23 protein-coding genes are annotated in these 21,878 nt (G+C 60.5%); 13 read left to right on the top strand and 10 right to left on the bottom strand.

Annotation, left to right across the window (positions count from 1 at the left end; all coding sequences use genetic code 11):
* Positions 1–55: 55 nt before the first annotated feature.
* Entirely contained in the window at positions 56–1,870 is a 1,815-nt protein-coding gene (locus ACRQ1B_RS08420) for a methyl-accepting chemotaxis protein (RefSeq protein WP_432293167.1), read from the top strand.
* A gap of 338 nt (positions 1,871–2,208) precedes the next feature.
* The gene (locus tag ACRQ1B_RS08415; RefSeq protein ID WP_432293166.1) at positions 2,209–3,693 is read left to right on the top strand and encodes an extensin-like domain-containing protein; all 1,485 of its coding nucleotides are present in this window, start codon (positions 2,209–2,211) and stop codon (positions 3,691–3,693) included.
* A 31-nt stretch (positions 3,694–3,724) separates the two neighbouring features.
* On the opposite strand, the gene ACRQ1B_RS08410 is transcribed toward ACRQ1B_RS08415, so the two are convergent.
* Positions 3,725–4,624: a LysR family transcriptional regulator gene (locus ACRQ1B_RS08410; RefSeq protein ID WP_432293165.1), complete on the bottom strand. Its 900-nt coding sequence runs from the start codon at positions 4,622–4,624 to the stop codon at positions 3,725–3,727.
* A 102-nt stretch (positions 4,625–4,726) separates the two neighbouring features.
* On the opposite strand from ACRQ1B_RS08410, the gene ACRQ1B_RS08405 reads away from it, so the two are divergent.
* Positions 4,727–5,749, top strand: a complete 1,023-nt coding sequence (locus ACRQ1B_RS08405) for a zinc-binding alcohol dehydrogenase family protein (RefSeq protein WP_432293164.1) — start codon at positions 4,727–4,729, stop codon at positions 5,747–5,749.
* Positions 5,750–5,837: 88 nt separating this feature from the next.
* On the opposite strand, the gene ACRQ1B_RS08400 is transcribed toward ACRQ1B_RS08405, so the two are convergent.
* Positions 5,838–6,761: an MYG1 family protein gene (locus tag ACRQ1B_RS08400; RefSeq protein WP_432293162.1), complete on the bottom strand. Its 924-nt coding sequence runs from the start codon at positions 6,759–6,761 to the stop codon at positions 5,838–5,840.
* A 548-nt stretch (positions 6,762–7,309) separates the two neighbouring features.
* Between ACRQ1B_RS08400 and ACRQ1B_RS08395 the strand changes: the two genes are divergently transcribed.
* The 4 genes from ACRQ1B_RS08395 (at position 7,310) to ACRQ1B_RS08380 (ending at position 10,617) form a co-directional block, all read left to right on the top strand.
* Positions 7,310–8,131: a sulfite exporter TauE/SafE family protein gene (locus ACRQ1B_RS08395; protein WP_432293161.1), complete on the top strand. Its 822-nt coding sequence runs from the start codon at positions 7,310–7,312 to the stop codon at positions 8,129–8,131.
* A gap of 96 nt (positions 8,132–8,227) precedes the next feature.
* Positions 8,228–9,196 carry an ABC transporter ATP-binding protein gene (locus ACRQ1B_RS08390; RefSeq protein WP_432293160.1) on the top strand — a complete coding sequence of 323 codons (969 nt, stop codon included), beginning with the start codon at positions 8,228–8,230 and terminating at the stop codon, positions 9,194–9,196.
* Positions 9,193–9,969, top strand: a complete 777-nt coding sequence (locus tag ACRQ1B_RS08385) for an ABC transporter permease (RefSeq protein ID WP_432293159.1) — start codon at positions 9,193–9,195, stop codon at positions 9,967–9,969. Before ACRQ1B_RS08390 ends, ACRQ1B_RS08385 begins: the two co-directional genes overlap by 4 nt.
* A gap of 126 nt (positions 9,970–10,095) precedes the next feature.
* A complete protein-coding gene (locus tag ACRQ1B_RS08380; protein ID WP_432293158.1) occupies positions 10,096–10,617 on the top strand; it encodes a TIGR00645 family protein in 522 nt (173 codons plus the stop codon).
* A gap of 50 nt (positions 10,618–10,667) precedes the next feature.
* Here ACRQ1B_RS08380 and ACRQ1B_RS08375 read toward each other — a convergent pair whose 3' ends face one another.
* Together ACRQ1B_RS08375 and ACRQ1B_RS08370 are read right to left on the bottom strand one after the other, a co-directional pair.
* A complete protein-coding gene (locus ACRQ1B_RS08375) occupies positions 10,668–11,378 on the bottom strand; it encodes an HPP family protein (protein ID WP_432293157.1) in 711 nt (236 codons plus the stop codon).
* Between the two features lie 126 nt (positions 11,379–11,504).
* Positions 11,505–12,707 (bottom strand): MFS transporter, encoded by a 1,203-nt coding sequence (locus ACRQ1B_RS08370; RefSeq protein ID WP_432293156.1) that lies wholly within the window; start codon positions 12,705–12,707, stop codon positions 11,505–11,507.
* A gap of 73 nt (positions 12,708–12,780) precedes the next feature.
* Here ACRQ1B_RS08370 and ACRQ1B_RS08365 point away from each other — a divergent pair, with 73 nt between their 5' ends.
* Positions 12,781–13,773, top strand: coding sequence for an AraC family transcriptional regulator (locus ACRQ1B_RS08365; RefSeq protein WP_432293155.1), 993 nt, complete (start codon positions 12,781–12,783; stop codon positions 13,771–13,773).
* A 3-nt stretch (positions 13,774–13,776) separates the two neighbouring features.
* Here ACRQ1B_RS08365 and ACRQ1B_RS08360 read toward each other — a convergent pair whose 3' ends face one another.
* From ACRQ1B_RS08360 to ACRQ1B_RS08350, 3 genes are read right to left on the bottom strand one after another with little or no spacing between them, the layout of a single operon-like run.
* A complete protein-coding gene (locus ACRQ1B_RS08360) occupies positions 13,777–14,481 on the bottom strand; it encodes a TIGR02281 family clan AA aspartic protease (protein WP_432293154.1) in 705 nt (234 codons plus the stop codon).
* Positions 14,478–14,708, bottom strand: a complete 231-nt coding sequence (locus tag ACRQ1B_RS08355) for a DUF1289 domain-containing protein (protein WP_432293153.1) — start codon at positions 14,706–14,708, stop codon at positions 14,478–14,480. The genes ACRQ1B_RS08360 and ACRQ1B_RS08355 overlap by 4 nt, the downstream gene beginning before the upstream one ends.
* Positions 14,709–14,726: 18 nt before the next feature.
* Positions 14,727–15,506, bottom strand: coding sequence for an adenosylcobinamide-GDP ribazoletransferase (locus ACRQ1B_RS08350; RefSeq protein ID WP_432293152.1), 780 nt, complete (start codon positions 15,504–15,506; stop codon positions 14,727–14,729).
* Between the two features lie 119 nt (positions 15,507–15,625).
* Here ACRQ1B_RS08350 and cobT point away from each other — a divergent pair, with 119 nt between their 5' ends.
* Complete coding sequence (gene cobT / locus ACRQ1B_RS08345; RefSeq protein ID WP_432293151.1) at positions 15,626–16,642, top strand: nicotinate-nucleotide--dimethylbenzimidazole phosphoribosyltransferase; 1,017 nt, start codon at positions 15,626–15,628, stop codon at positions 16,640–16,642.
* Between the two features lie 636 nt (positions 16,643–17,278).
* The gene (locus ACRQ1B_RS08340; protein WP_432293150.1) at positions 17,279–17,671 is read left to right on the top strand and encodes a diacylglycerol kinase; all 393 of its coding nucleotides are present in this window, start codon (positions 17,279–17,281) and stop codon (positions 17,669–17,671) included.
* Here ACRQ1B_RS08340 and ACRQ1B_RS08335 read toward each other — a convergent pair.
* The 3 genes from ACRQ1B_RS08335 to ACRQ1B_RS08325 form a co-directional block, all read right to left on the bottom strand.
* On the bottom strand, positions 17,668–17,946 hold the full coding sequence (locus ACRQ1B_RS08335) for a type II toxin-antitoxin system RelE/ParE family toxin (protein ID WP_432293149.1): 279 nt from the start codon (positions 17,944–17,946) through the stop codon (positions 17,668–17,670). The two genes, ACRQ1B_RS08340 and ACRQ1B_RS08335, sit on opposite strands and share 4 nt — an antisense overlap.
* Entirely contained in the window at positions 17,943–18,173 is a 231-nt protein-coding gene (locus tag ACRQ1B_RS08330; protein ID WP_432293148.1) for a hypothetical protein, read from the bottom strand. Before ACRQ1B_RS08330 ends, ACRQ1B_RS08335 begins: the two co-directional genes overlap by 4 nt.
* Positions 18,174–18,244: 71 nt before the next feature.
* Complete coding sequence (locus ACRQ1B_RS08325; RefSeq protein ID WP_432293147.1) at positions 18,245–19,783, bottom strand: sensor histidine kinase; 1,539 nt, start codon at positions 19,781–19,783, stop codon at positions 18,245–18,247.
* Positions 19,784–19,963: 180 nt separating this feature from the next.
* Between ACRQ1B_RS08325 and ACRQ1B_RS08320 the strand changes: the two genes are divergently transcribed.
* From ACRQ1B_RS08320 to ACRQ1B_RS08310, 3 genes are all read left to right on the top strand, one after another.
* Entirely contained in the window at positions 19,964–20,497 is a 534-nt protein-coding gene (locus ACRQ1B_RS08320) for a thermonuclease family protein (RefSeq protein ID WP_432293146.1), read from the top strand.
* Positions 20,498–20,567: 70 nt separating this feature from the next.
* The gene (locus ACRQ1B_RS08315; RefSeq protein WP_432293844.1) at positions 20,568–21,182 is read left to right on the top strand and encodes a uracil-DNA glycosylase family protein; all 615 of its coding nucleotides are present in this window, start codon (positions 20,568–20,570) and stop codon (positions 21,180–21,182) included.
* Positions 21,183–21,249: 67 nt separating this feature from the next.
* Complete coding sequence (locus ACRQ1B_RS08310; RefSeq protein ID WP_112731381.1) at positions 21,250–21,741, top strand: Lrp/AsnC family transcriptional regulator; 492 nt, start codon at positions 21,250–21,252, stop codon at positions 21,739–21,741.
* Positions 21,742–21,878: the final 137 nt, after the last annotated feature.

Below are 21,878 nucleotides of genomic sequence, written 5' to 3'. Positions count from 1 at the left end.
TAGTAAAAGAATTCGAATAAATTTAAAAAGAACAAATGACTATTGGGGGAGTGACATGAGGCATTTGACAATATCTGCAAGGCTTTACCTGTTGGTATTGCTGTCCGCGCTGGTTCTGGGCGCGGCCATGACCTTCTCTCTGTTCGAGAGTTATCGCTCCGCCGAGGCGGAACGCAAGGCAGGTCTTGCCGCCATGAACGACAACGCTATCGCCATTCTCAAGCAGTATCACGGGCTGGAGACTTCCGGCGCGATGAGCCGCGAGGCGGCGCAGGGCGAGGCGAAAAAGGTGATCGGTGCCATGCGTTACGGCAATGGCAGCGGTTATTTCTGGATCAACGACATGCGGCCGTTCATGGTCATGCATCCGATCAAGCCGGAGATGAACGGCACCGATCTGTCGCAGAACAAGGATCCGAACGGCAAATTCCTGTTCGTCGAATTCACCAAGGTCGTGAAGGCAACCGGGCAGGGCTTTTCGGACTACTACTGGCCAAAGCCAGGCGCCGACCAGCCTGTCGAAAAGTTTTCGCATGTGGCCGGTTTCGAACCCTGGGGCTGGGTGGTCGGCACCGGCGTTTATTCCGACGACCTGAAGGCGATGTTCTGGCAGAACGCCATGCGTTTTGGTGCGATTTCCGGCGTTGGCCTGCTGCTTCTGCTGGCCGGCGCCTATGTTGTGATCCGCAGTGTCGCCAATCCGATTGCCGGGGTGCGTCGTGTGCTGCAGGCGATTGCTGATGGGCGTCCCGGCATCGAGGTTCAGGGCACCGATCATCGCAACGAAATGGGTGCGATGGCGCGGGCGCTTGTGGTGCTGCGCGACAGCGTCGACGAACGCGCGGCCATGCAGCGGCGCGAGATCGAACAGCAGCGGGCACTGGAGGAAGAACGTCGCGGCAATGAGGACATGCTGCGCGGCGCTGCTGAAAAACAGGGTCAGGCGATGTCGCAGCTGGGGCATGCGCTGGAAGCGCTGGCAAGCGGCGACCTTTCCATGTCGCTCTGCGAGATCGGCACCGATTACGCAAAACTGCGCGATGATTTCAACGCCGCCGTCGAGGCGCTGAATTCGACCGTGCAGGCGATCTCCGAAACCGGCCATGTGGTCTATGGCAGTGCCGCCGATATCAGCGGCGCCACCAACAATCTGTCGCGTCGCACCGAGCAACAGGCGGCAGCCCTTGAGGAAACGGCCGCAGCGCTCGACGAGATCACCGTGACCGTCAAGGCCGCATCCGAGCGCGCCAAGGAAGCGAGCAAGGTGGTGGCCGAAACCAAGGCAAGTGCCGACCGATCCGGCCAGATCGTCCGAAATGCCGTCGAGGCAATGGGGCGGATCGAGGAGTCTTCGAGCAAGATCAGCCAGATCATCGGCGTCATCGACGAAATCGCCTTCCAGACCAATCTGCTCGCCTTGAACGCGGGCGTGGAGGCAGCGCGTGCCGGCGAGGCTGGGCGTGGGTTTGCGGTCGTGGCACAGGAAGTGCGTGAGCTGGCACAGCGTTCGGCCAATGCCGCCCGCGAGATCAAGGCGCTGATCGGCAATTCCACCCATGAGGTGGAGGCTGGCGTGACGCTGGTGCGTTCGACCGGTGATGCGCTGGTGGAGATCGTGCATCTGGTGGAGCGGGTAAACGCCTATGTCTCCGACATCGCCAAGGCTTCGGGCGAACAGGCAAACGGCCTGCAGGCGATCAATGCCTCCGTCAACCAGATGGACCAGATGACCCAGCAGAATGCCGCGATGGTGGAAGAGCAGACGGCGGCAAGCCAGACGCTGGCCGACCAGAGCCGTCATCTGCAGCAGCTGATTTCCGGCTTCCGCCTGAGCAATGGCGCGATGGGCGTGGTGCGCAAGGCGGCGTAAGCGTGTCGGTTAAGGTGCGTGCCTGTCGTCTGTAGCGCACGCGAACGCCACCGCACGTCATGCTCGGGCCTGTCCCGAGCATCTGCTCCGTTGCTTTTGTGGCGCCGTGATTAGATCCTCGGGACGAGCCCGAGGGTGACGAGCATTCTGAGGTCGCGGGACCCATCCGGCGGCCTTTTGCGTGTCTATGGCCCGTTCTGCGGCAGCCTGTCCCGATATGACCTTGAAACGGCCTTGATCGCTCAAGGTTTCGTTTACCAAGCCTGTCTAGAATCCGACAGAGTGGCGAATCTGTCACGAAGAACGGACGACCTCTTGGACAGGTAAGGCATTCTGGTATGGCGTATGCTTTTTTCTGGCGGCGGGTTACGGCTTCGCTGATGATCACGACGATGCTGACGGCATGTTCGGCCGAAGGGCTTGTGCCGCCGGTCGGCGTCGACAACGGCACGCGCGTTGGTGCGATCCGCCCGATGCCACCGGCAAACATGCCGGCCAACCAGACCTATGGCGGAACCTCGACAGCAGGCCTTTCCAATCCCATGCCGCCGGCCTCCGTCGATCAGGGTCAATCTTCCTACGGTTACCTGCGTGAGCCGGGTATGAATGGCCAACCCGGATCGTCCTATGGCGGTTATGGTGGTCACAATGGCGGGATTGCGCAGCAGCCGATGCCGCCAGCGAACGGCGACGGGGCAGGCAATGAACAATGGGGCGGCCCGATGCCGCCGCAACAATCCGATCCTTATGCCGGAACGCCTCGTAATGCGCGCGTGCAGCAGGGTCGTCTGCCGAGCATAGACAGCGACGAGGGCGTTGCGGCTGTTTCCGGCAATCAGGGCCTGTCGGCTCAAGGTGCCGATGGTGGCGTCAATATGGATGCCGAACTCGGCGTTGGCGGCAATCAGGGTGTTGTCGGGCTTGCGGAGGAACAGCAGACGGATATTGCCGAAGGTGTCGGTAATCAGCCGGTGGTCGATGGTATCGGCACCGATAGTCCGCGGGCGCTTGGCCGTCGGGCCGGCACACAGAACATGGCTGATGAACCGGTGATCGTGCCACCAAAACGGTCGGGCAGCGGTCAGCGCGCCGATCTGGGTGGCGGCAACATGGACGGCGAGCAGCCGTGGCAGCGCCAGTCGACACCGTTCGGCACAAGACAGGTTGGTGGTGCGGCGCGCACGCAAGAGGTGGCGATGCTGCGCACGCCCAACCCGATGGACGAGCGCGCACCGATTGCGCCGCCGCGCGGGCCGGAAGCCATGCCGGCTTCGGAAGCTGCCTGCCGGGTGGAACTGCGCCGTCTCGGCGTCGAATTCCGCAACGCGCCTCGTATCAGCGACGGGCCGAGTTGCGGCATCGATTACCCCGTCGAGTTGACCGGCCTTTCCGGTGATATCGACGTCAAGCCTTCGGTCAAACTGAACTGCCAGACCACGCTCGCCTTTGCCCGCTGGGTGAAATACGAGTTGGCGCCGTCTTCTCGCTACCGTTACTGGAGCGGCGTCAAGCGCATCGTGCCGATGGGCGGCTATTCCTGCCGTCGCATGAACAACAGCCGCCAGAAATACAATCCGATGTCGGAACATTCTCGCGGCAATGCCATCGATGTCGGCAAGTTCGTGTTGAAAAACGGCAAGGATATCGACGTGCGCAAGAAGGGGCTTTTCTCCTTCCGCGAAGGCGCTTTGCTGAAGGCCGTGCGCACCGACAGCTGCAAATATTTCAACACTGTGCTCGGCCCAGGCTCGAACAAGGAGCACTGGAACCATTTTCACTTCGACCTGAGGCAGCGCAAGTCGAACAGCCGCTACTGCGATTGATGCGGGACATTCTGGAAACGTCCGGCCCGCGTCATCGCTGATGATGAGCTTTCAGATATGTGATCAGCGCCCGTAAGCCAGGAGGCGTCTGTCTGCGGCTCGGATGATACAGGTAAAATCCTGGAAAAGGCTCGCACCATTTCTCCAGCACCCGCGTCAACCTGCCCGTGGCAAGTTCACTGGCGACGCTCGCCTCGGGCAGGTAGGCCAAACCCACACCAGACATTGCAGCCTGCCGAATGATGCCGGTATCGTTGATCACCAATGGTCCATCGACATCAACGAACAGGTGACCGTTTGGACCGTGGAACCGCCAGCGGTGCAGCTTTCCGGATTTCGTCCATCGGTAATTCAAGCAGGCATGGTTGCGCAGATCACGCGGCACGTCCGGCCGGACATGTCTCTCGAAATAATCGGGGGAGCCGACGACGGCCACGCGGTAAGGTTCCGTCAGGTTGATCGCCACCATGTCCTGCGCCATGAGTTCACCGATGCGAATGCCGGCATCAAATCCTTCCGCGATCACATCTGTCAGGTCGTCGTCGATCACGAGGTTGAGACGCACGCCCGGGTAGGCGGCGGTGAACCCCGCCAGATGCGGGGCAAGAACGTGTTCGGCAGCTAGCTTCGGCAGGTTAAGCCTGACAGTCCCAACCGGCATATTCTGATGCGCGATCGTTTTTTCAACGACACTGTCCAGACTCGACAACACCGGGGCGAGCCGATTGTACAGCAATTCACCCGCATCGGTCGGACTGACGCTGCGGGTGGTGCGGTTGAGCAATCTCATGCCGAGACGTTGTTCCAGTCTGCCTAATGTCCGGCTGACCGCAGATGGCGTCGTACCAAGGCGGTTGGCAGCACGACGGAAACCGCGCGCGTTGCAGATTTCCATGAAAACCGCGAGTTCTTTGAATTCTCCAGCATCCATGGATTGTAACCTCAAAAGCAACAAAGCATTGTAGATATGGTGCATTGTTTGGCACGATCCAGCCGCCTACCTTGGTTAGAGACCGACCAAGGAGCCTGCTCAATGTCGAGATTGGAAAACCCTCAAGCTGCGTGGCAGAAAGAACCGGGACGCACACTTGCAGTCGAACCCGTGATCATCCCGCACCCAGCCAGCCGCGAAATTCTGGTTCGAAATCATGCCGTGGCGATCAACCCTCTGGATTGGTTGCTTCAGGATGACGCGTTGTTGCCGTGGCTCGATTACCCGGCCATTCTCGGCAGCGACATTGCCGGCGAGGTCGTCGCGGTCGGAGATGGCGTCACACGTTTCCGGCCCGGCGATCGCGTGCTCGGGCAGGCGGTGGGCACGACCATCAATCAGCCATCGCAGGGCGCCTTCCAGACACATACGGCGGTTTTCGAGAACATGGCCGCTCCCATCCCTGCTTCCATGTCCTATGTTGATGCCGCGGTCCTGCCGCTTGGCCTGGGAACTGCTGCTTGCGGCCTGTATCAGGGCGCGCATCTCGGGCTGGCGCCCCCATCGGCCACGCCGTCAGCGACCGGTGAGACCATTCTAGTCTGGGGCGCCGCGTCCAGCGTTGGCTGCAATGCCATTCAGCTCGCCGTGGCGTCCGGCTATGACTGTATCGCCGTTGCCTCTCAGTCCAGTGCCCTCCTGCTGAGGCAGCTGGGTGCTGTCGAGGTGTTCGATTATCGTGATCCGGCCATTGTCGATGAGGTTTCACACGCTCTCGAAGGCAGGATGCTGGCGGGTGCTCTCCATGCCACCGGAAATCAGGCCGACTGCGTCGCCGTTGTGAGCCGCAGTCAAGGGCTACGCGCGATTGCCATGACACTGCCGCCAGACACGGACCCATCCGCATCGGTAAAGGTCACGCATATCCACGGAACGAGCCTGAAGGACGATGGCATTGGCGATATGATATATCGCGATTTTTTGCCGGACGTGCTCGCCAGGGGGGCGTATCGCGCCGCTCCGCCGGCAAGGATCGTGGGCAGCGGGGTCGCCGCTTTTCAGGAAGCGCTGGAGATTGCGAAGTCAGGGGTTTCGCGAGAGAAACTCGTGGTCACACTTCCCTGAAATCCGGCAGGAGACCACGACGAATGGTCAAACCATTGCAGTGAAGGCACGCGGTCAAGCGTGCCTTCGGGTATGCGTTATGAGCTTGTCAGTGCGCCAGGGCTTCATTGACCGCGATTTCCGCCATGGTAAGCGCCGCTTCACGCGTCTTTGCGGCGGCGATGAAGAGGGCGTTGTGGCAGAAGCTGGCGCCGATGACACCCGATACCTTTTCCAACTCGCCATTGTTGAGGCCAGCCCACGCGGCCGGCAGGTCGGCGCGCTGCTCAAAACCTTCGTCGCTGAGGCGGATGCCGGTGACGCACCAGTCCTTGTCACGCGGGTGAACGACGAACAGAAGATGATCGGCGCCGGCTTTCACGATGGCCGGGCGGAACGGCATGCCCATCGGCAGTTCCAGAACGCGATTTTCACCGGTGGCCGCGATTGCATCGAGAACGAGGCTTTCGGCCCGCAGTTTTGATGCACGCTGGGCAATGCCGGCTTCGACGAAGGCGCGGGCGATGGTGAGGGCGACTTCAAAGGCGCGGTCATCTGCGTCGGCATCCTTGGCGTCGAAAACCGGCTTCAGGGTGGCGAGCAGGCTTGGCAGCGTCAGGCTGACCAGCGGCCCGGCAACGGAAGGATCGACCGCACCATTGTCGAGAAGGTCGATCGGCAGCACGAATTTCTCATCGAAAGCGGCATGCACGGCATCGGCATGCGCCTCCGGCACATCGAGTGCCAACAAGTATGCACGGCCAAAATGTTTCCAGATCAGGCCGAAGGATGAGTAGGGCGAACCGTCTTCGCGCAAGGGGGCGCCGCGTTGGTGATGGTCGAAAATGCCGGCCTCCGCATCATAAGCGCCGCCGACATCGTAGATGATGCGGTCGGAACCCGGCGTGATCCATTCCGGCGCGCGGCTGCGCACCAGTTTCGCGTTTGGAAAAAGACGCGTGAGGATGACGGAAGACATCAGCTCATCGGCATGGAAGCCACCGGAATGGGTGACGAGGAAATCTGGGATCATGCCGGGAGGTACCTTGCTTTGTCGGAGGAGTTTTGTGGAGGCTCCAAATAGCCGGTGAGCGGGCGGGGCTCAAGGGTGATGTGTTTTCCACCCAGCGCAAAAAAAGAGGCCGGCACTGAGGCCGGCCAAGGAAGGAAAGCTGGCGTGGGATGGAAACGCCGACTTTCGGTCATCACGACTGCATGCATCACGACAGGAAACACATGGGCGGCCATGTGTTTCCTCAATAAGGACCATCGGCCAAAAGATGCCTTGGCGGCCCGACGAGGACGGGCGGGCAAGGCGGCGGACGGTCATGCTTCGGGGCTGGCTGCATGTGCGGCGGTGCGGCCGGTCCCGACGACGGCAACATGGCGTGGCAAGATGACTGCTGAATGACGGTTGTATGGATTTTGTGGTTCTCGCGTTTTTGGAGGTGGTCAAAACCGGCCGCAACCATACTTGTCCACAGGTCTTCAGGCTGGCACAAAGCCAATGATGTGTAGCGGTGGGACGTGCAGCGGTGCAGACAAAACTCCGCAATGCCGGTTTTGCATTGAGGAGAACCTATGCCCGAACTGACGGAAATCCTGTTCTTCGCGGCCGTGCTGGCGGTGAGCGGTGTCCTGTCCGGGCTGCTGGCCGGTATGTTCGGCATTGGCGGCGGCGCCATTTTGGTGCCGATCTTCTTTCATGTTTTTGGTCTGCTCGGCGTGCCGGAAGAGGTGCGCATGCAGCTTTCGCTCGGCACGTCGCTTGCCATCATCGTGCCGACCTCGATCCGCTCCTTCATGGCGCATCGGGCGCGCGGCGCGGTCGATATGGAATTGTTGCGCGGCTGGGTGATTGCCGTGCCGCTCGGCACGCTGATCGCCGCCTTTGTTGCTGCCAAGGTTTCGAGCGTGACGCTGCGGGTGATCTTTGCCGTCATCGCCCTCATTCTGGCTGCACGGATGATATTCAACCGTGCCAGCTGGCGGCTGGGCGATGAACTGCCGAAAAATCCGGCGCGGTTTCTGGTTGGCACCAGTTTTGGCATTCTTTCAGGCCTGATGGGGGTCGGTGGCGGTGTGGTCAACAACACGTTCATGACGCTTTACGGTCGTTCCATCCATCAGGCAGTGGCGACATCGTCGGGCATGGGCGTGCTGATCTCTCTTCCGGGTCTGGTGGGTTATGTGGTCGGTGGCTGGGGCGCATCCGGCCTGCCGCCGCTCTCGACCGGTTATGTCAACTGGATCGCTGTTGTGCTGATCATTCCGATCACGCTGATCATGGCGCCTTATGGCGCCCGCGCCGCCCATGCGATGAGCCGGCAGGCACTGGAACGGGCGTTTGGCGTGTTCCTCATCTGCGTGTCGATCCAGTTTTTCGTCGGCGTCTTTTACTGATTGTCCCTGAAAACGGAGAACTGCTGACGGGGGATGTTTTTCGTTGGTATGACACCTATATCCGGCGCCTCAGCATTCCAGCCAGAAGTCCTGCCCATGCCATCAGTCCAGACGCCATCCAGCACACCACCTGTCGTTTCCATCCGCAACCTGACAAAAATCTACGGTAACGGGTTCAAGGCGCTGAAGGGCGTCGATCTCGATATCCGCGAAGGCGAGATCCTCGCGCTTCTGGGGCCGAACGGCGCCGGCAAGACGACGATGATCTCGATCGTCTGCGGATTGGTCAATCCGTCGGGCGGGCAGGTGATGGTCGGCGGCCATGACGTGGTGCGCGACTTTCGCGAAACCCGTTCGATGATCGGGCTGGTGCCGCAGGAACTGACCACCGACCAGTTCGAGACGGTCATCAACACCGTCAGCTTTTCTCGCGGCCTGCATGGCAAGAGCAAAAATCCGGCGCTGATCGAGCAGATTTTGAAAGACCTGTCGCTGTGGGACAAGCGCGACAACATGCTGCGCGAACTGTCCGGCGGCATGAAGCGGCGCGTGCTGATCGCCAAGGCTTTGGCACACGAACCGCGCATCCTTTTCCTCGACGAGCCGACCGCCGGTGTTGACGTGACGCTTCGGCGCGACATGTGGCAGGTGGTGGAAAAGCTGCGGGCGACCGGCGTCACAATCATCCTCACCACCCATTATATCGAGGAGGCGGAAGAGATCGCCGATCGTGTCGGCGTCATCAATGCCGGCGAGCTTCTGCTGATCGAGAACAAGACGACGCTGATGAAAAAGCTCGGCGCAAAACAGTTGCGGCTGGAGCTGACGCATCCGCTGGAAGCGGTGCCGCTGGGGCTCGAAAGTTTTGATCTCAAGCTGGTCGATAACGGCAATGCGCTGGTCCATGATTACGCCGCCGACGAAACGCATGGCAACGGCCATGAAAGCCGGATCGCGGCGTTGATGAAGGCGCTGTCTGCCGCCGATGTGCCGCTCGGCGATATTTCCACCCACCAGAGTTCGCTCGAGGACATATTTGTAAAACTGATCGGAGAGCGGGCATGAGCGTGCAAAAATTCAATTTCGAAGCGGTCAAGTCGATCTATTTCTTCGAAATGGCCCGCATGCGCCGCACGCTGTTGCAGAGCGTGATTTCGCCGGTCATCACCACGTCACTTTATTTCATCGTGTTCGGCACGGCGATCGGCTCGCGCATTCAGGAAGTCGGCGGCGTGTCCTATGGCTCGTTCATCACGCCCGGCCTGATCATGCTGACGCTTTTGACGCAATGCATCAGCAACGGCTCGATCGGCATCTATTTCCCAAAGTTCACGGGCACGATCTATGAACTGCTGTCCGCACCGGTTGCGATGGCGGAAGTGTTGATCGGTTATGTCGGGGCGGCAGCCAGCAAGGGACTGATTATAGGCCTGATCATTCTGGCGACCGCCTCCTTCTTCGTCGATATCCATATCGCGCATCCGTTCATGATGGCGCTGTTTCTGGTGCTGACGGCCATTACTTTCAGCCTGTTCGGCTTCATCATCGGCATCTGGGCCAAGAACTTCGAGCAGTTGAACATCGTGCCGATGCTGGTCGTGCCGCCGCTCACCTTCCTCGGCGGCAGTTTCTATTCGATCGACATGCTGCCACCCTTCTGGCAGGCGGTCAGCCATTTCAATCCGGTTCTTTATCTCGTCAGCGGTTTCCGCTGGAGTTTTTACGAGATCGCCGACGTCAACCCTGTCGTCAGCCTCGGCATGATCGGTCTGTTTCTGGTCATCTGCCTGTCGATCCTCGGCTGGATTTTCCGCACCGGCTACCGGCTGCGCAGCTGACGCCAAAACTAGCAATCGTCAGGAAAATCGCGACCTAGCGACGCGGGGGAGTTCCGTCGTCTTGCGGGTGTCGTGGTCAGCGACTATCTGATCCGCACCCCAAGACCGTTCGGAGACTATTCTTACATGAAATCGCTGGAACTGCTCGTCGAGAAGATCATTTTGTCGAGCCGATGGATACTTATCATCTTTTACCTCGGCCTTGCTGCGGCTTTGGCGGTTTACGCGCTGTCCTTCCTGTCGAAATTCTGGAAGGTGGCACAAAACGTCTTCACGCTGGGCGAAGGGGAAATGATCCTCGCCATGCTCGGCCTGATCGATGCCGCCCTGGTGGCGAGCCTGATCGTCATGGTGATGATTTCCGGTTACGAGAATTTTGTCAGCCGTTTCGACGAGACGGAAGCGGACGTTTCTTTCCTCGGCAAGCTGGACGCCGGCAGCCTGAAGATCAAGGTGGCTTCGTCGATCGTGGCGATTTCATCGATCCATCTTCTGCAGATTTTCCTCAATGCCGCGAAATACACCGATGGTCAGCTGATGTGGTACACGATCATTCACTTGGCCTTCGTGGTGTCGGCCGTGATGCTCGGCTGGCTGGAAAAGATCATGGCATCGGCCAAAGCCGACAAGGACGACCTGAAGATCTAATCGCTTCCGATACATGCAAATGGAAACGGCGCCTCTCGGGGCGCCGTTTGTCATTTCAGCGCTGTGCGCCGTGCGATGTGCTCGGCTTCCACCTGCCGCATCAGGCGGATCAGGTCTTCTCGGTCGATGTCGAATGTTTCGTCGAGATGGGCAAGGGCCGCATCGACATCCTCCTCCTCGAAATTCGGGATTTTTGGCGGCACCGGCACATTCGGCGCGGTGACGGCGGGTGCCGGGCGATGTGGGTAGGATCGGCCGCAGATGCGGTGGAAGAGGATGCCGGCGATGGTCAGCACGACCGCGTTGAGCAGAACGGGCATGATCGGGAAGAGCGGCCCCCAGGCATCGACGGTGCCGCCGCCGAGCACGGCCATCAAAGCCGCGGCACCGCCCGGCGGATGCAGGCAGCGCGCCACGGACATCACGATGATGGCGAGTGAAACGGCAAGCCCGGTGGCGATGATCGGTTCCGGCACCAGATATACGACAAGCAGGCCGACCGCTGCCGACAGCGTGTTGCCACCGATCACCGACCAGGGTTGCGCCAGCGGGCTGGCGGGAACGGCAAACACCAGCACGGCGGAGGCGCCCATGGGGGCAACGAGCAGCGGCGACAGGCCGTGGTGGGTCATGAGGCCGGCAAGCATGCCGGTCAACGATATGCCAATGAGCGCGCCGAGGCCGGCGATCAGGCGTTCGCGCAGGCTGGCGCCGGCAAGGATGGGGCTGAAGATGAGGGAAGCGATTTGGCGAGGGGGCATGGCAACACTGGCGGGATGATCGATATGCCGTGCATGCGCCCAAATCTGACGATTGCCAAGAATGAATATTCCAAAAAAACGGCCGGGAAGACCCGGCCGGTTCATTGGTGTGGCGCGTGGGCCGTGTCAGCCCATCGACAGGCGGCGCTGCTGGCCACGGCTGGCCATGACCGAGGCGCCCAGAAGCGCGCCAGCGGCAAGGAAGGTGACGACGGCGATCGGACCCTGCGTTTCGATGAGGATGCCGCCCAGAACCGCGCCGCTGGAAATGGCGATCTGGAATGTCGTCAGCATCAGTGCCCCAGCGCTTTCGGCTTCATCCGAACCGGCGCGAACGACAAAGCTCTGCAGGCTGACCGGGATGGCGCCAAAGGCAAGACCCCAGATGGCGACGGCCGTGGCGGCGACGATTTCCGAACTGCCGGCCACTGCCATGCTGACGGCGGCAGCTGCGATGAGGCTGGCAAAGATGGTGATCGACAGGCGCGGGCTGCGCTCCGATACGAAACCACCCAACAGGTTGCCGAAGAAACCGGCGACACCATAGGCAAGCAGGATCAGCGAGATGGTTTCGACGCCGAGATGTGGCACGCGTTCCAGGAACGGGCGGATATAGGTGAAGCCGGCAAAATGGCCGGTGATCACCAGAAGGATGGTGATCAGGCCAAGTCGCATGGCCGGTCGGCGCAAGAGCGCTGCCATGGTGGCGAGACCGGCATGGCCGCTTGGCGGCATGGCAGGCAGGGTGAAGGCCTGCACGAAAAGGGCGACGACACCGATGCCGGCCGACAGGCCGAAGGCAGCGCGCCAGCCCATCGTGGCACCGATCCAGGCGCCGAGCGGGGCGGCACAGACGGTGGCAAGCGAAACGCCGGCCATGATGATGGCCATGGCGCGCGGCATCAGATGCGGCGGCACGAGGCGCATGGCCAGGGCGGCTGACATGGCCCAGAAGCCACCAAGCCCGATGCCGAGCAGGAAGCGGGCGGCAAGAAGCATGTGGATGCTGGTGGCGGCAGCGGCGATGAGGCTGGAAATGATCAGCGTCATGGTCAATGCCAGAACTGTCCAGCGGCGGTCGAATTTTCGCGTGCCGATAATAACGCCGGGACCAGCAATGGCGGCGACGATGGCCGTCATCGTGATCGACTGACCGGCAAGGCCTGATGTGACCTCGAGATCACTGGAGATCGGTGTCAAAAGGCTGACGGGCAGAAACTCTGCGGTGACGAGGCCAAAAACGCCAAGCGTCATGGAAACGACGGCGCCCCAGCGGGCGTGTTCTATCGTCCGGGCGTCGCCGCCCGGGGAAGGGATATGGTCCAGCATGGGGATCTCCTGATTTGCTGTTGATCAAGGGATAGACGTGACGGGCTGGCGTTTCCATGCTAGAAAATCCGGCATGCTTGATCATTCGTCCAATTTTCCGTTTGAACTCCCCGCCGATCCGCTCAGCGAAATGTTGCGGGGATTGCGTCTCGACGGCGTGGAATACGGCCGCTGCCGGCCGGCTTCGCCCTGGGCCACCGCCTTTCCAGCACAGGAGGCGGCGCGGTTTCATTTCATCCAGTCCGGCTCCGCCGTGTTGCGGTTGGAGGGCCAGAAAGAGTGGCTGTCGCTGAATGCAGGGGATGCCGTGCTGGTGCCGCGTGGCGATGCGCATATCGTGGCGGAATATCCGCATGTTCCGCCGGTGCCGTTCGAGCGGTATGGACGCACAAAAATCTGCTCTGGCGTTTACGACGTGAAATGCCAGGATCGGCCGGGTGAGACGCAGATCTTCAATGGTTCGCTGCGTTTCAACCTCGACCGATTGCATCCGCTGTTGCAGATGATGCCGGATGTGATGACGACGACGGATCTGGCCCGCAGCGAGCCGACCATCCCGCATCTGCTCGATGCGATGGCACGCGAGGTGGATATGGACCGTGTCGGCGCCGGTGGTATCCTGGCACGGCTGGCGGATGTGTTGATGGCGACGATGATCCGCACATGGGTGGAGCATGGCTGCGGCGAGACCAATGGCTGGATCGCGGCGGTGCGCAGCCCCGATGTGGGCCGTGTGCTGGCGGCCATCCATCTGGAGCCGGAACGCGACTGGTCGGTGGCCGAACTTGCACGCCATATGGGGGCATCACGCTCCGGTTTCGCCGAACGCTTTGCCAAGGTGGTGGGCGAAACGCCGGCACGGTACGTGGCGCGGGTGCGCATGCATCAGGCACGCCTGTGGCTGAAGGAGGGCATGCGTGTTTCGGTGATCGCCGAACGGCTGGGGTATGATGCCGAAGCTTCGTTCAGCCGCGCCTTCAAGCGCATCATCGGCGCACCGCCCAGCCATTTCCGCAGCCGCACGGATGAGGTCGTTCCGGTGGCCGAACTGATGGCGGCGGAGTAGGCGTCAGTCACGCAGCCGCAGTTCGTCCGTCTGGATTTGCAGAGAGCTGAGCGTCGATAGAAAGCTCATGCCGAGCAGGCTTTCGCTGAGGCGTCCTTCCGAGGCAACCATGGCGCGGATATCGCGACGCACGATCGGGCCGATGGCCATCTGTTCGAGGCGGACGGGAGCCGCCATGGCGCGGCCGTTTGCTGTCGATACGCTGACAGTGAAGGAGAGGTTTTCCGGATCGAGGCCGAGCGCATGGGCATCTTCCCATGTCAGCACGACGGCGCTGGCACCGGTATCGACCATCATCGGAATGGTGCGACCGTTGATCTCCATGCGCACCTGAAAATGATTGCCCATGCCCTTTTGCAGGATGACTTCCGAACTGCCGTCTGACGCGGTGGTGACCACGGCGCTGCCGGGCATCAGACCCGCCATGAAACGGTTGCCGACCGAAGCAAAATCGTTGCGGTAGAGATATCCGACCATCAGGCCCATGATGATGACCAGCCAGATGGCGATCATCCGTGCCGTTTCGCCAAGCTTGCCATGGCGGCCCGCCAGCACACCGGCGGAAAGAACGGCCGCGATCGGCAGCAGATAAACGAGACTCGCAAAATCATCATTGGCCATGCCAAGTGTCCGGCCACTCGAATCGTTGAAGATGAGGAGCGCCAGTCCGGCGCCGAGAATGAGCAGAACGACGGTCAATCCATTCACGGTGCGATGGTCTCCATGAGAGTGGTCGGAACGGTAAGACCGGCGTGGCGCAGGCGGCCGGGCAGGGCGGTCATGATTTTTGCACGCGTATCGTCATCCAGATCGCGCCAGCTGCCGATTTCGTCCAGCGACCGACCGCAGCCGATGCAATGACCGGCAAGGGCCGTGTTTTCGCCGGCAATCGTGCAGACGCCGCTGCAGGGAGAGAGAATTTTCGATGCGTGCATGGCCAACATATCGGGTGCTTACGTTGCAAGGGCAAGGGCGGTAAAAACCGCAGATGCGCTGATCTGCTGGGTCGCGCCGATCGTATCGCCGGTATGGCCGCCGAGTTTTTTATCGACCACGCGGGTGAAGGCAAAGGCGGCCAGAACAGCGAATGCCAGGGCAAACAGGATCGAGCCGAGATGGTAGCTCGGCAGGAGGACGATAAAGGCGATCGTCGTTGCCAGCACTAGCGCTGTCGTACGTGCAGTCTCTTCAGGTTTGCCGACCGCGACCGCCACGCCATTGGTACGGGCCGGCGGCAGCATTGACCAGTGCCAGACCATCAGGGCGCGGCTGACGGCGGCGACGGACAGAAGCGCGAGCGCTGCGCCGAAAGGAGAGAGATCGGTGCCGAGCTGGGCAAGCGCGGCGGCGCGGATGCCGAAGGACAGGATCAGCGCGACCACACCATAGGAGCCGGTGCGGCTGTCCTTCATGATGGTCAGCGCGTGTTCCTTGTCGCGTCCGCCACCGAGCCCGTCCGCAGCGTCGGCAAGGCCGTCCTCGTGCAATGCGCCGGTGGTGATGGTCAGCACGCCGAGCGCAAGAATGGCGGCAAGCGATGGCTGTGCGCCGAGAACGAGAGCGGCCCAGAATACGCACATGGCGGGCAGGGCGATGACGACGCCCGCCACGGGAAAGGCACGCACAGCCCGTGAAATGCTGCCGTCATGGCCTTCGAAAAAGCGCGCATGAACCGGCAACCGGCTCAGGAAGCCGGCGGATCGGGCGATATCCGCGACGAATTCGCTGATCATGTGACGTGCGTTTGGCAGTTGTTCCTCCGGCCATGCCTGATAAACAGGGGGCCACAAAGCGGGATTCCCGAAGCAAACACAAGCCTTCCCGCGAGAAGAGACAGACAAGGAATGATGATATGAGCGTGAGCGGCATGCCTTTCGATGATTTTCGCGTTCTTCTGCGCGAACTGCCGGGCCCCGATCAGCGGGCACTGGTGGCGGCGCGCGAGCGTGATTCGCAACTGACGAAGCCGCCGGGTTCGCTCGGGCGTCTGGAAGAAATCGCCTTCTGGCTGGCTGCATGGTCCGGCCGAACGCCTGCGGTCAACCGTCCGTTGGTGGCGATCTTTGCCGGCAATCACGGCGTTGCCAAACACGGTATCACGCCGTTTCCGCCGTCTGTCACCCAGCAGATGGTGGAAAATTTTGCAGCCGGCGGCGCCGCCATCAACCAGATCTGCGTGACCCATGATCTCGGCCTGAAGATCTTTGACCTGGCGCTGGACTATCCGACCGGTGACATCACCGTTGAACCGGCTTTGTCCGAGCGTGACTGCGCCGCCACCATGGCTTTCGGCATGGAATCGATTGCCGGCGGCACGGATCTTCTGGTGATTGGCGAAATGGGGATCGGCAACACCACGATCGCCGCCGCCATCAATCTTGCGCTTTACGGGGGCACTGCCGAAGAGTGGGTCGGCCCCGGTACCGGTTCGCATGGCGACGTACTTGAGCGCAAGATTGCGGCCGTGAAGGCGGCGGTTGAATTCCACAAGGACCATCTGTCCGATCCGCTGGAAGTGCTGCGTCGTCTCGGCGGGCGTGAAGTCGCGGCGATGGCGGGCGCGATCCTTGCCGCGCGCATGGAAAAGGTCCCGGTTCTGATCGATGGTTATGTGGCCACTGCCGCTGCCGCCATTCTGAAGGCTGCCAACCCTTCGGCACTTGATCATTGCCTGATCGGTCACGTGTCCGGTGAGCCGGGCCATCTGGCGGCGATCGAAAAGCTCGGAAAGACGCCGCTTCTGGCGCTCGGCATGCGGTTGGGCGAGGGCACCGGCGCGGCTTTGGCCGCCGGCATCGTCAAGTCTGCCGCCGCTTGCCATTCCGGCATGGCGACTTTTGCTCAGGCGGGCGTGACCAACAAGGCATAATGGCCGGGCGATCATCGAAGGCAGGGCAGGGGCGGCGCTTGTGGCGACCGCCCTTTTTGTTGGCGGTTGGGTACGCAGCCACGCTGATTCTCCCGGTCTTTTCCTGTCTTCCCATTTCCCGCCTCAGCGACAGCGCGGCATAACATTTGCGTGAAAATCGGTCAGAATGATCGAATTTGCGTGAGTTTGGCCGTTCTGCCTGCCTGTTTTTCGGTCATTTGCAAGAAATCGCGGGTGGACACCTATTTCTTCGAAAGTTAGCTTTTGTCATATTTTGATGGGGTGATTGGGATTTGGCATATTGTCTTGCAACAGGGTCGAGATTATCGAACGTGACGATTGGTGGATCGTCCGGGTGTTTGAGGAGGGCGAGGTTTTCGAGCGTATTTTCCGATTTGAGGACCATGCGGATTCCTGGGCGGCGGGGCAGAGGATCAGATTGCGGCAGGCTGCCGAACGCGAGCGCGACAGCTGATCGTAAAATGCTCTGTCGGTGACATGATCGATTGTACGAGAAAAAATTTTGGTCCGGCTTCTGTTGGATGATAGGAATTACGGATGGACGTCAAAGGCGGTGCGGGCGATAGCTGCGCATCGGGCCGATGAAATTGCGGCTGCCGGACGGGGAAGCCGAACATGGAAAAGACGCCACTCGACAGCACGATCGAAAAGGCGAGCGGCATGCGCCGCGTGGTGGCGGCGACGCGGTATTCCCTGCAGGGACTGGCACGGCTGTGGCGAGAGGAAGCCTTTCGCCATGAAGTGATTGCCTTTGTCGCCGGTCTTCTGGTCTTCGCGGCGGTCGGCGCGCATCTTGCCGATTACCTGATCTATCTCGTTCTCATGCTGGTGCTGTTTTCAGTCGAGGCGCTGAATACGGCGATCGAGGAACTGGTCGACCGCATCTCGCCCGAAATTTCCAGCGTCGGCCGCCATGCCAAGGATCTGGGATCGCTCGCGGTGTTCTGTCTGCTGTGCGCGAACGGCGTGTTTGTGCTTTATGTGGTGATGGCGCGGTTGTCTTCTTAAGTACCGCTTGTGCGCGCGGCATAGAGGAAACGGGTAACAATCACCTCATTGCCATGCAATCGATAGAAGAGGATGTAGGGATAAGGTGTCAGAACAAGTCGTCTTGTTGATGGCCTGTTCGTTCGCTGGCCGGCTCTATGCTGGTGTGCGAGAAGATCGATAATCTCGGAAAGACGAAGCGCGATGCTCTCGGCGCCGGATGGCGATCGTTCGCGAACATAGGTAAGCGCTTCGTCGATCTGCATGGACGCGCGATCGGTAAAGCGGATGCTCACCGGATGTATTTCGCCAGAATGGTGCGCATCTCGGTTTCCTCCACAAGTTCGCCGCGCGCGATTTCCTGTTCGGCCATACCGAGCTCAGCCTCCTCCTCTGTGGTCAGTTGATAGACCTTGCCATCATCCTCACCGATGAAACGCAAAAGCATGCCGGCGATCTCGTCCTGCATTTCGGCAGGCAGTTCGCGGGCGGCTTCGATGGCGCGGTCGAGAAGTTTGGTCATGGCACGATCATGCCTCAAAACCGTGCGCGGGAAAAGGTGGTGTGCCGGTCCGTTGGTAGGCTCTCAGCCGGTCAGGCAAAGCTCTTGCGACGGCGCTCAATCAGAGGGGCGTCCTCTACGGCCGGCAAGCTCTGCAGCACGCGGGTGGCGGGCAGGATGGCGATGACTTCCGTGCCTTCGCGCAATTTCGACTTCAGAATGAACTGACCGTCATGCTTGGCAAGGATCGCCTGCACGATCGGCAGGCCGAGGCCGGTGCCCTGTTCGGCGCTCTTGATGGCGATCGAGCCCTGACCGAAGGCAGAGAGCACGACCGGGATTTCCTCTTCCGGGATGCCGGGGCCGTTGTCCTTGATCGAGACATACTGACCGCCGCCGGCCGTCCAGCCGACCTTGACCATCACATCGCCGCCCTGGCTGGTGAACTTCACCGCGTTGGAGAGCAGATTGAGCAGCACCTGACGCATGGATTTTTCATCGACCCAGACCATCGGCATTTCCGGCTCAAACTGCTGCTGGATGGTGATGTTCTTGGCGCGGGCGCGCAGCTGCACCATACCGATGCAATCCTCGGCGATTTCCAGAAGCGACAGCGCCTCTTCGGCGAGGTCGTAACGACCGGCCTCGATGCGCGACAGGTCGAGAATCTCGTTGATCAGATTGAGCAGATGTTCGCCCGACCGGTGGATGTCGCCGGCATATTCCTTGTAGGTCGGGTTGGAGAGCGGGCCGAGCACTTCCGAATTCATCACCTCGGAAAAGCCGAGAATGGCGTTGAGTGGCGTGCGCAACTCATGCGACATCGAGGCGAGGAAACGGGATTTTGCGAGATTTGCCTCCTCGGCGCGACGGCGGGCCTCATCCGACATCGAGTTGGCGACTTCCAGTTCGGCGATCAGGTCGTCCTTTTCCGACTGGAAGGACATCAGCGTGAGGCTGGACTGATAGAGCCTGTTGGAAATGTAATAGAACAGCACGAGTGCGGTCGCCACCATGCCCGCCATGCCGTAATCCAGAGGGTTCTGGCTCGAGAACGCGGTCATCAGCAGCATCAGGACTGTCGGGATGAAGCTGAAGAGAGCAGCCTGACGCAGCATGAAATTGGTCATGGCGGTGATCGAGATCGCCACCAGCAGAGCCGCCACCTTGTAGAAGTAGAAGCCATCGGCATTGCCGCAGGCGTCGCAGGTCTGCAAGGCAAAAATTGCCCAGCAGAATCCGAGCGCGATCTGTCCCGCAAGCAACCACTTGCGCCAGCGCAGCGCCTCCTCGGTGGTGAATTCCTTGCGGGCGACCCGCTTGGCCAGAACGAGGTTCATGGCATGCACCGCCAGCGCCAGCAGGCCCCATGATAACAGGCTGCTATCCTGATTGATGGCAAGGCCGACCATGGCGACAAGGATGATGACGACGGGCGTGATCAACGCGCTTTGCAGGACGGTATGCACATGCTGCGACAGCATTTCCCGATCGAAGACATGGGCGCCCTGGGCGGTGTATTGCAGTCTTTCGCGGGTGGCTCGAACAGCTTTGGACACGGGCTTGCTGCGGTGGGCGCGCGTGCGGTCCACGATGATCTTGTCCGTCGATGTGCTGACGCTGTTACTCATTGCCCATGGACTGCTGATCCGGATGGTGCGAGCCTAGTAGGAAATTATTAAGAAGGTCCTGATGCGAAAGAATTTGTTTTCCATTTTTCTGAAGGCTCTGTTGGGGATTGAGGCAGAAGCATGACATGGGGCGCCAGAGGAGCCGGTCGCAGGCGTGGGCGGATCGGGCGTCTCAAGGACATGGTCCTGACGTTGTGTTTTCTGTTTTTGCTGATCCTGATTGCCGTCAGATTGCAGGGGCATGGAGGTGATCCGGTAACCGGGCCGTTCCGGGTGGTGGACGGTGATACTTTGGCCGCCGGCTCCCAAAAACTCAGGTTGCTGGGCATCGATGCACCGGAATTCGATCAGACCTGTGAACGCGACGGGCAAGAGTGGCGATGCGGGCAGGAAGCCAAGGCGGCCTTGCAGGCACTGATCAGACATGGTTCCGCCGAGTGTCATGGCGGGAACCGTGATCGATATGGCCGTTTGCTGGTTGACTGTTTTGTCGACGGACGCACGGTGGGTGGCGCCATGGTGGAGGCCGGCATGGCGGTGACGACGAGCATGATCACCTATCGCAGCGAACAGGCAGATGCCAAAACGGAGCGGAAGGGAATTTGGGCCGGATCATTTATAATGCCGGCCGACTGGCGGCGCGAACGCCGGCTGGAACAGGAAGGCAGTTTCTTCTCCAGCCTCAAGGATATATTATCGCTGAGTTGGTTGTGAGTTTCCGCCCGTGTCCGCTTCTGCTCCTGTTGCAAACCCTGTTCCTGCTGCGCCCGGCAAGCCAGATCGGCTGGAGGTCTTGCGCCGCGCGATCGCTGCCTGTCGTCTCTGCCGAGACGTTCCGGTGAGGGGGCTGGACGACCGGTTGCCGCATGAGCCGCGTCCCGTCGCAGTTCTTTCTTCCAAGGCGAAAATCCTGATCGCCGGGCAGGCGCCGGGGCTTCGCGTGCATGAAAGCGGTTTGCCGTTCAATGACGCTTCCGGCGACCGGCTGCGCGAATGGCTGGCGGTGAGCCGGGAGGCGTTTTACGATCCGGACCGGTTTGCCATCGTGCCGATGGGGTTCTGCTTTCCCGGCTATGACGAGAAGGGCAGCGACCTGCCGCCGCGTCGCGAATGCGCGCCGCTCTGGCGGCAGGCCGTGATCGACGCGATGCCACAGGTCGAGCTGATTCTGGCGGTCGGCCAATATGCCCAGGCGTGGCATATGGGGAAAATGCGGGCGAAAACGATGACCGAGACGGTCAAGGGTTGGCGACGCAGCTATTTTGTCAATGACGGACCGCGCATTCTGCCTCTGCCACATCCGAGCTGGCGAAACAGCGCATGGCTGAAACGCAATTTGTGGTTTAGCAATGACGTTCTGCCAACACTTCGGCAGGATGTGGACAGATTGTGTCGTTGAAAGAATTTTCGGTTACATGTGCCAAAATTCGCGGTATGACGAAAAATAATTTCGAAGGGGAGATTTTATGGACCGTCTCGATCGCAAGATCCTGCGCATCCTGCAGGAGGATTCCACACTGGCCGTTGCCGACCTTGCCAAGAAGGTCGGTCTGTCCACGACGCCCTGCTGGCGGCGTATCCAGAAGATGGAGGAGGATGGCGTCATCCGCCGCCGTGTGGCATTGCTCGATCCGGGCAAGGTGAATACCAAGGTCACGGTCTTCGTGTCGATCCGTACCGCCAGCCACTCGATCGAATGGCTGAAGCGTTTTTCCGAGGTGGTCGTAGATTTCCCGGAAGTGGTGGAATTCTACCGCATGAGCGGTGATGTCGATTACCTCCTGCGCGTCGTGGTGCCGGATATCGCTGCCTATGACGCCTTCTACAAGCGGCTGATCGCCAAGATCGAAATCCGCGACGTTTCCTCCGTCTTTGCCATGGAGCAGATTAAGTACACGACGGAACTGCCGCTCGACTACATGACGCTGGATAACCAGAAGTCGCAGGTCGAGGAATAAGGCTTCGGCGTCGGCCGTGAGCCGACGCCGTTTCGCCGGGCGATACAAAACGCCCAGGTACCATTCTTCCAATCCGATCGATAAACAACTTTCACGGCCACGTTATTGCGCGTTGTCGTTCGATGGCTTGTGTCTAG

This window comes from Endobacterium panacihumi (assembly GCF_050847465.1).
GTDB classification, from domain to species: Bacteria; Pseudomonadota; Alphaproteobacteria; order Rhizobiales; family Rhizobiaceae; genus Neorhizobium; species Neorhizobium panacihumi.
Note: the sequence above shows the minus strand (reverse complement) of the source record. Positions and strands in the feature narration are given on the sequence as shown.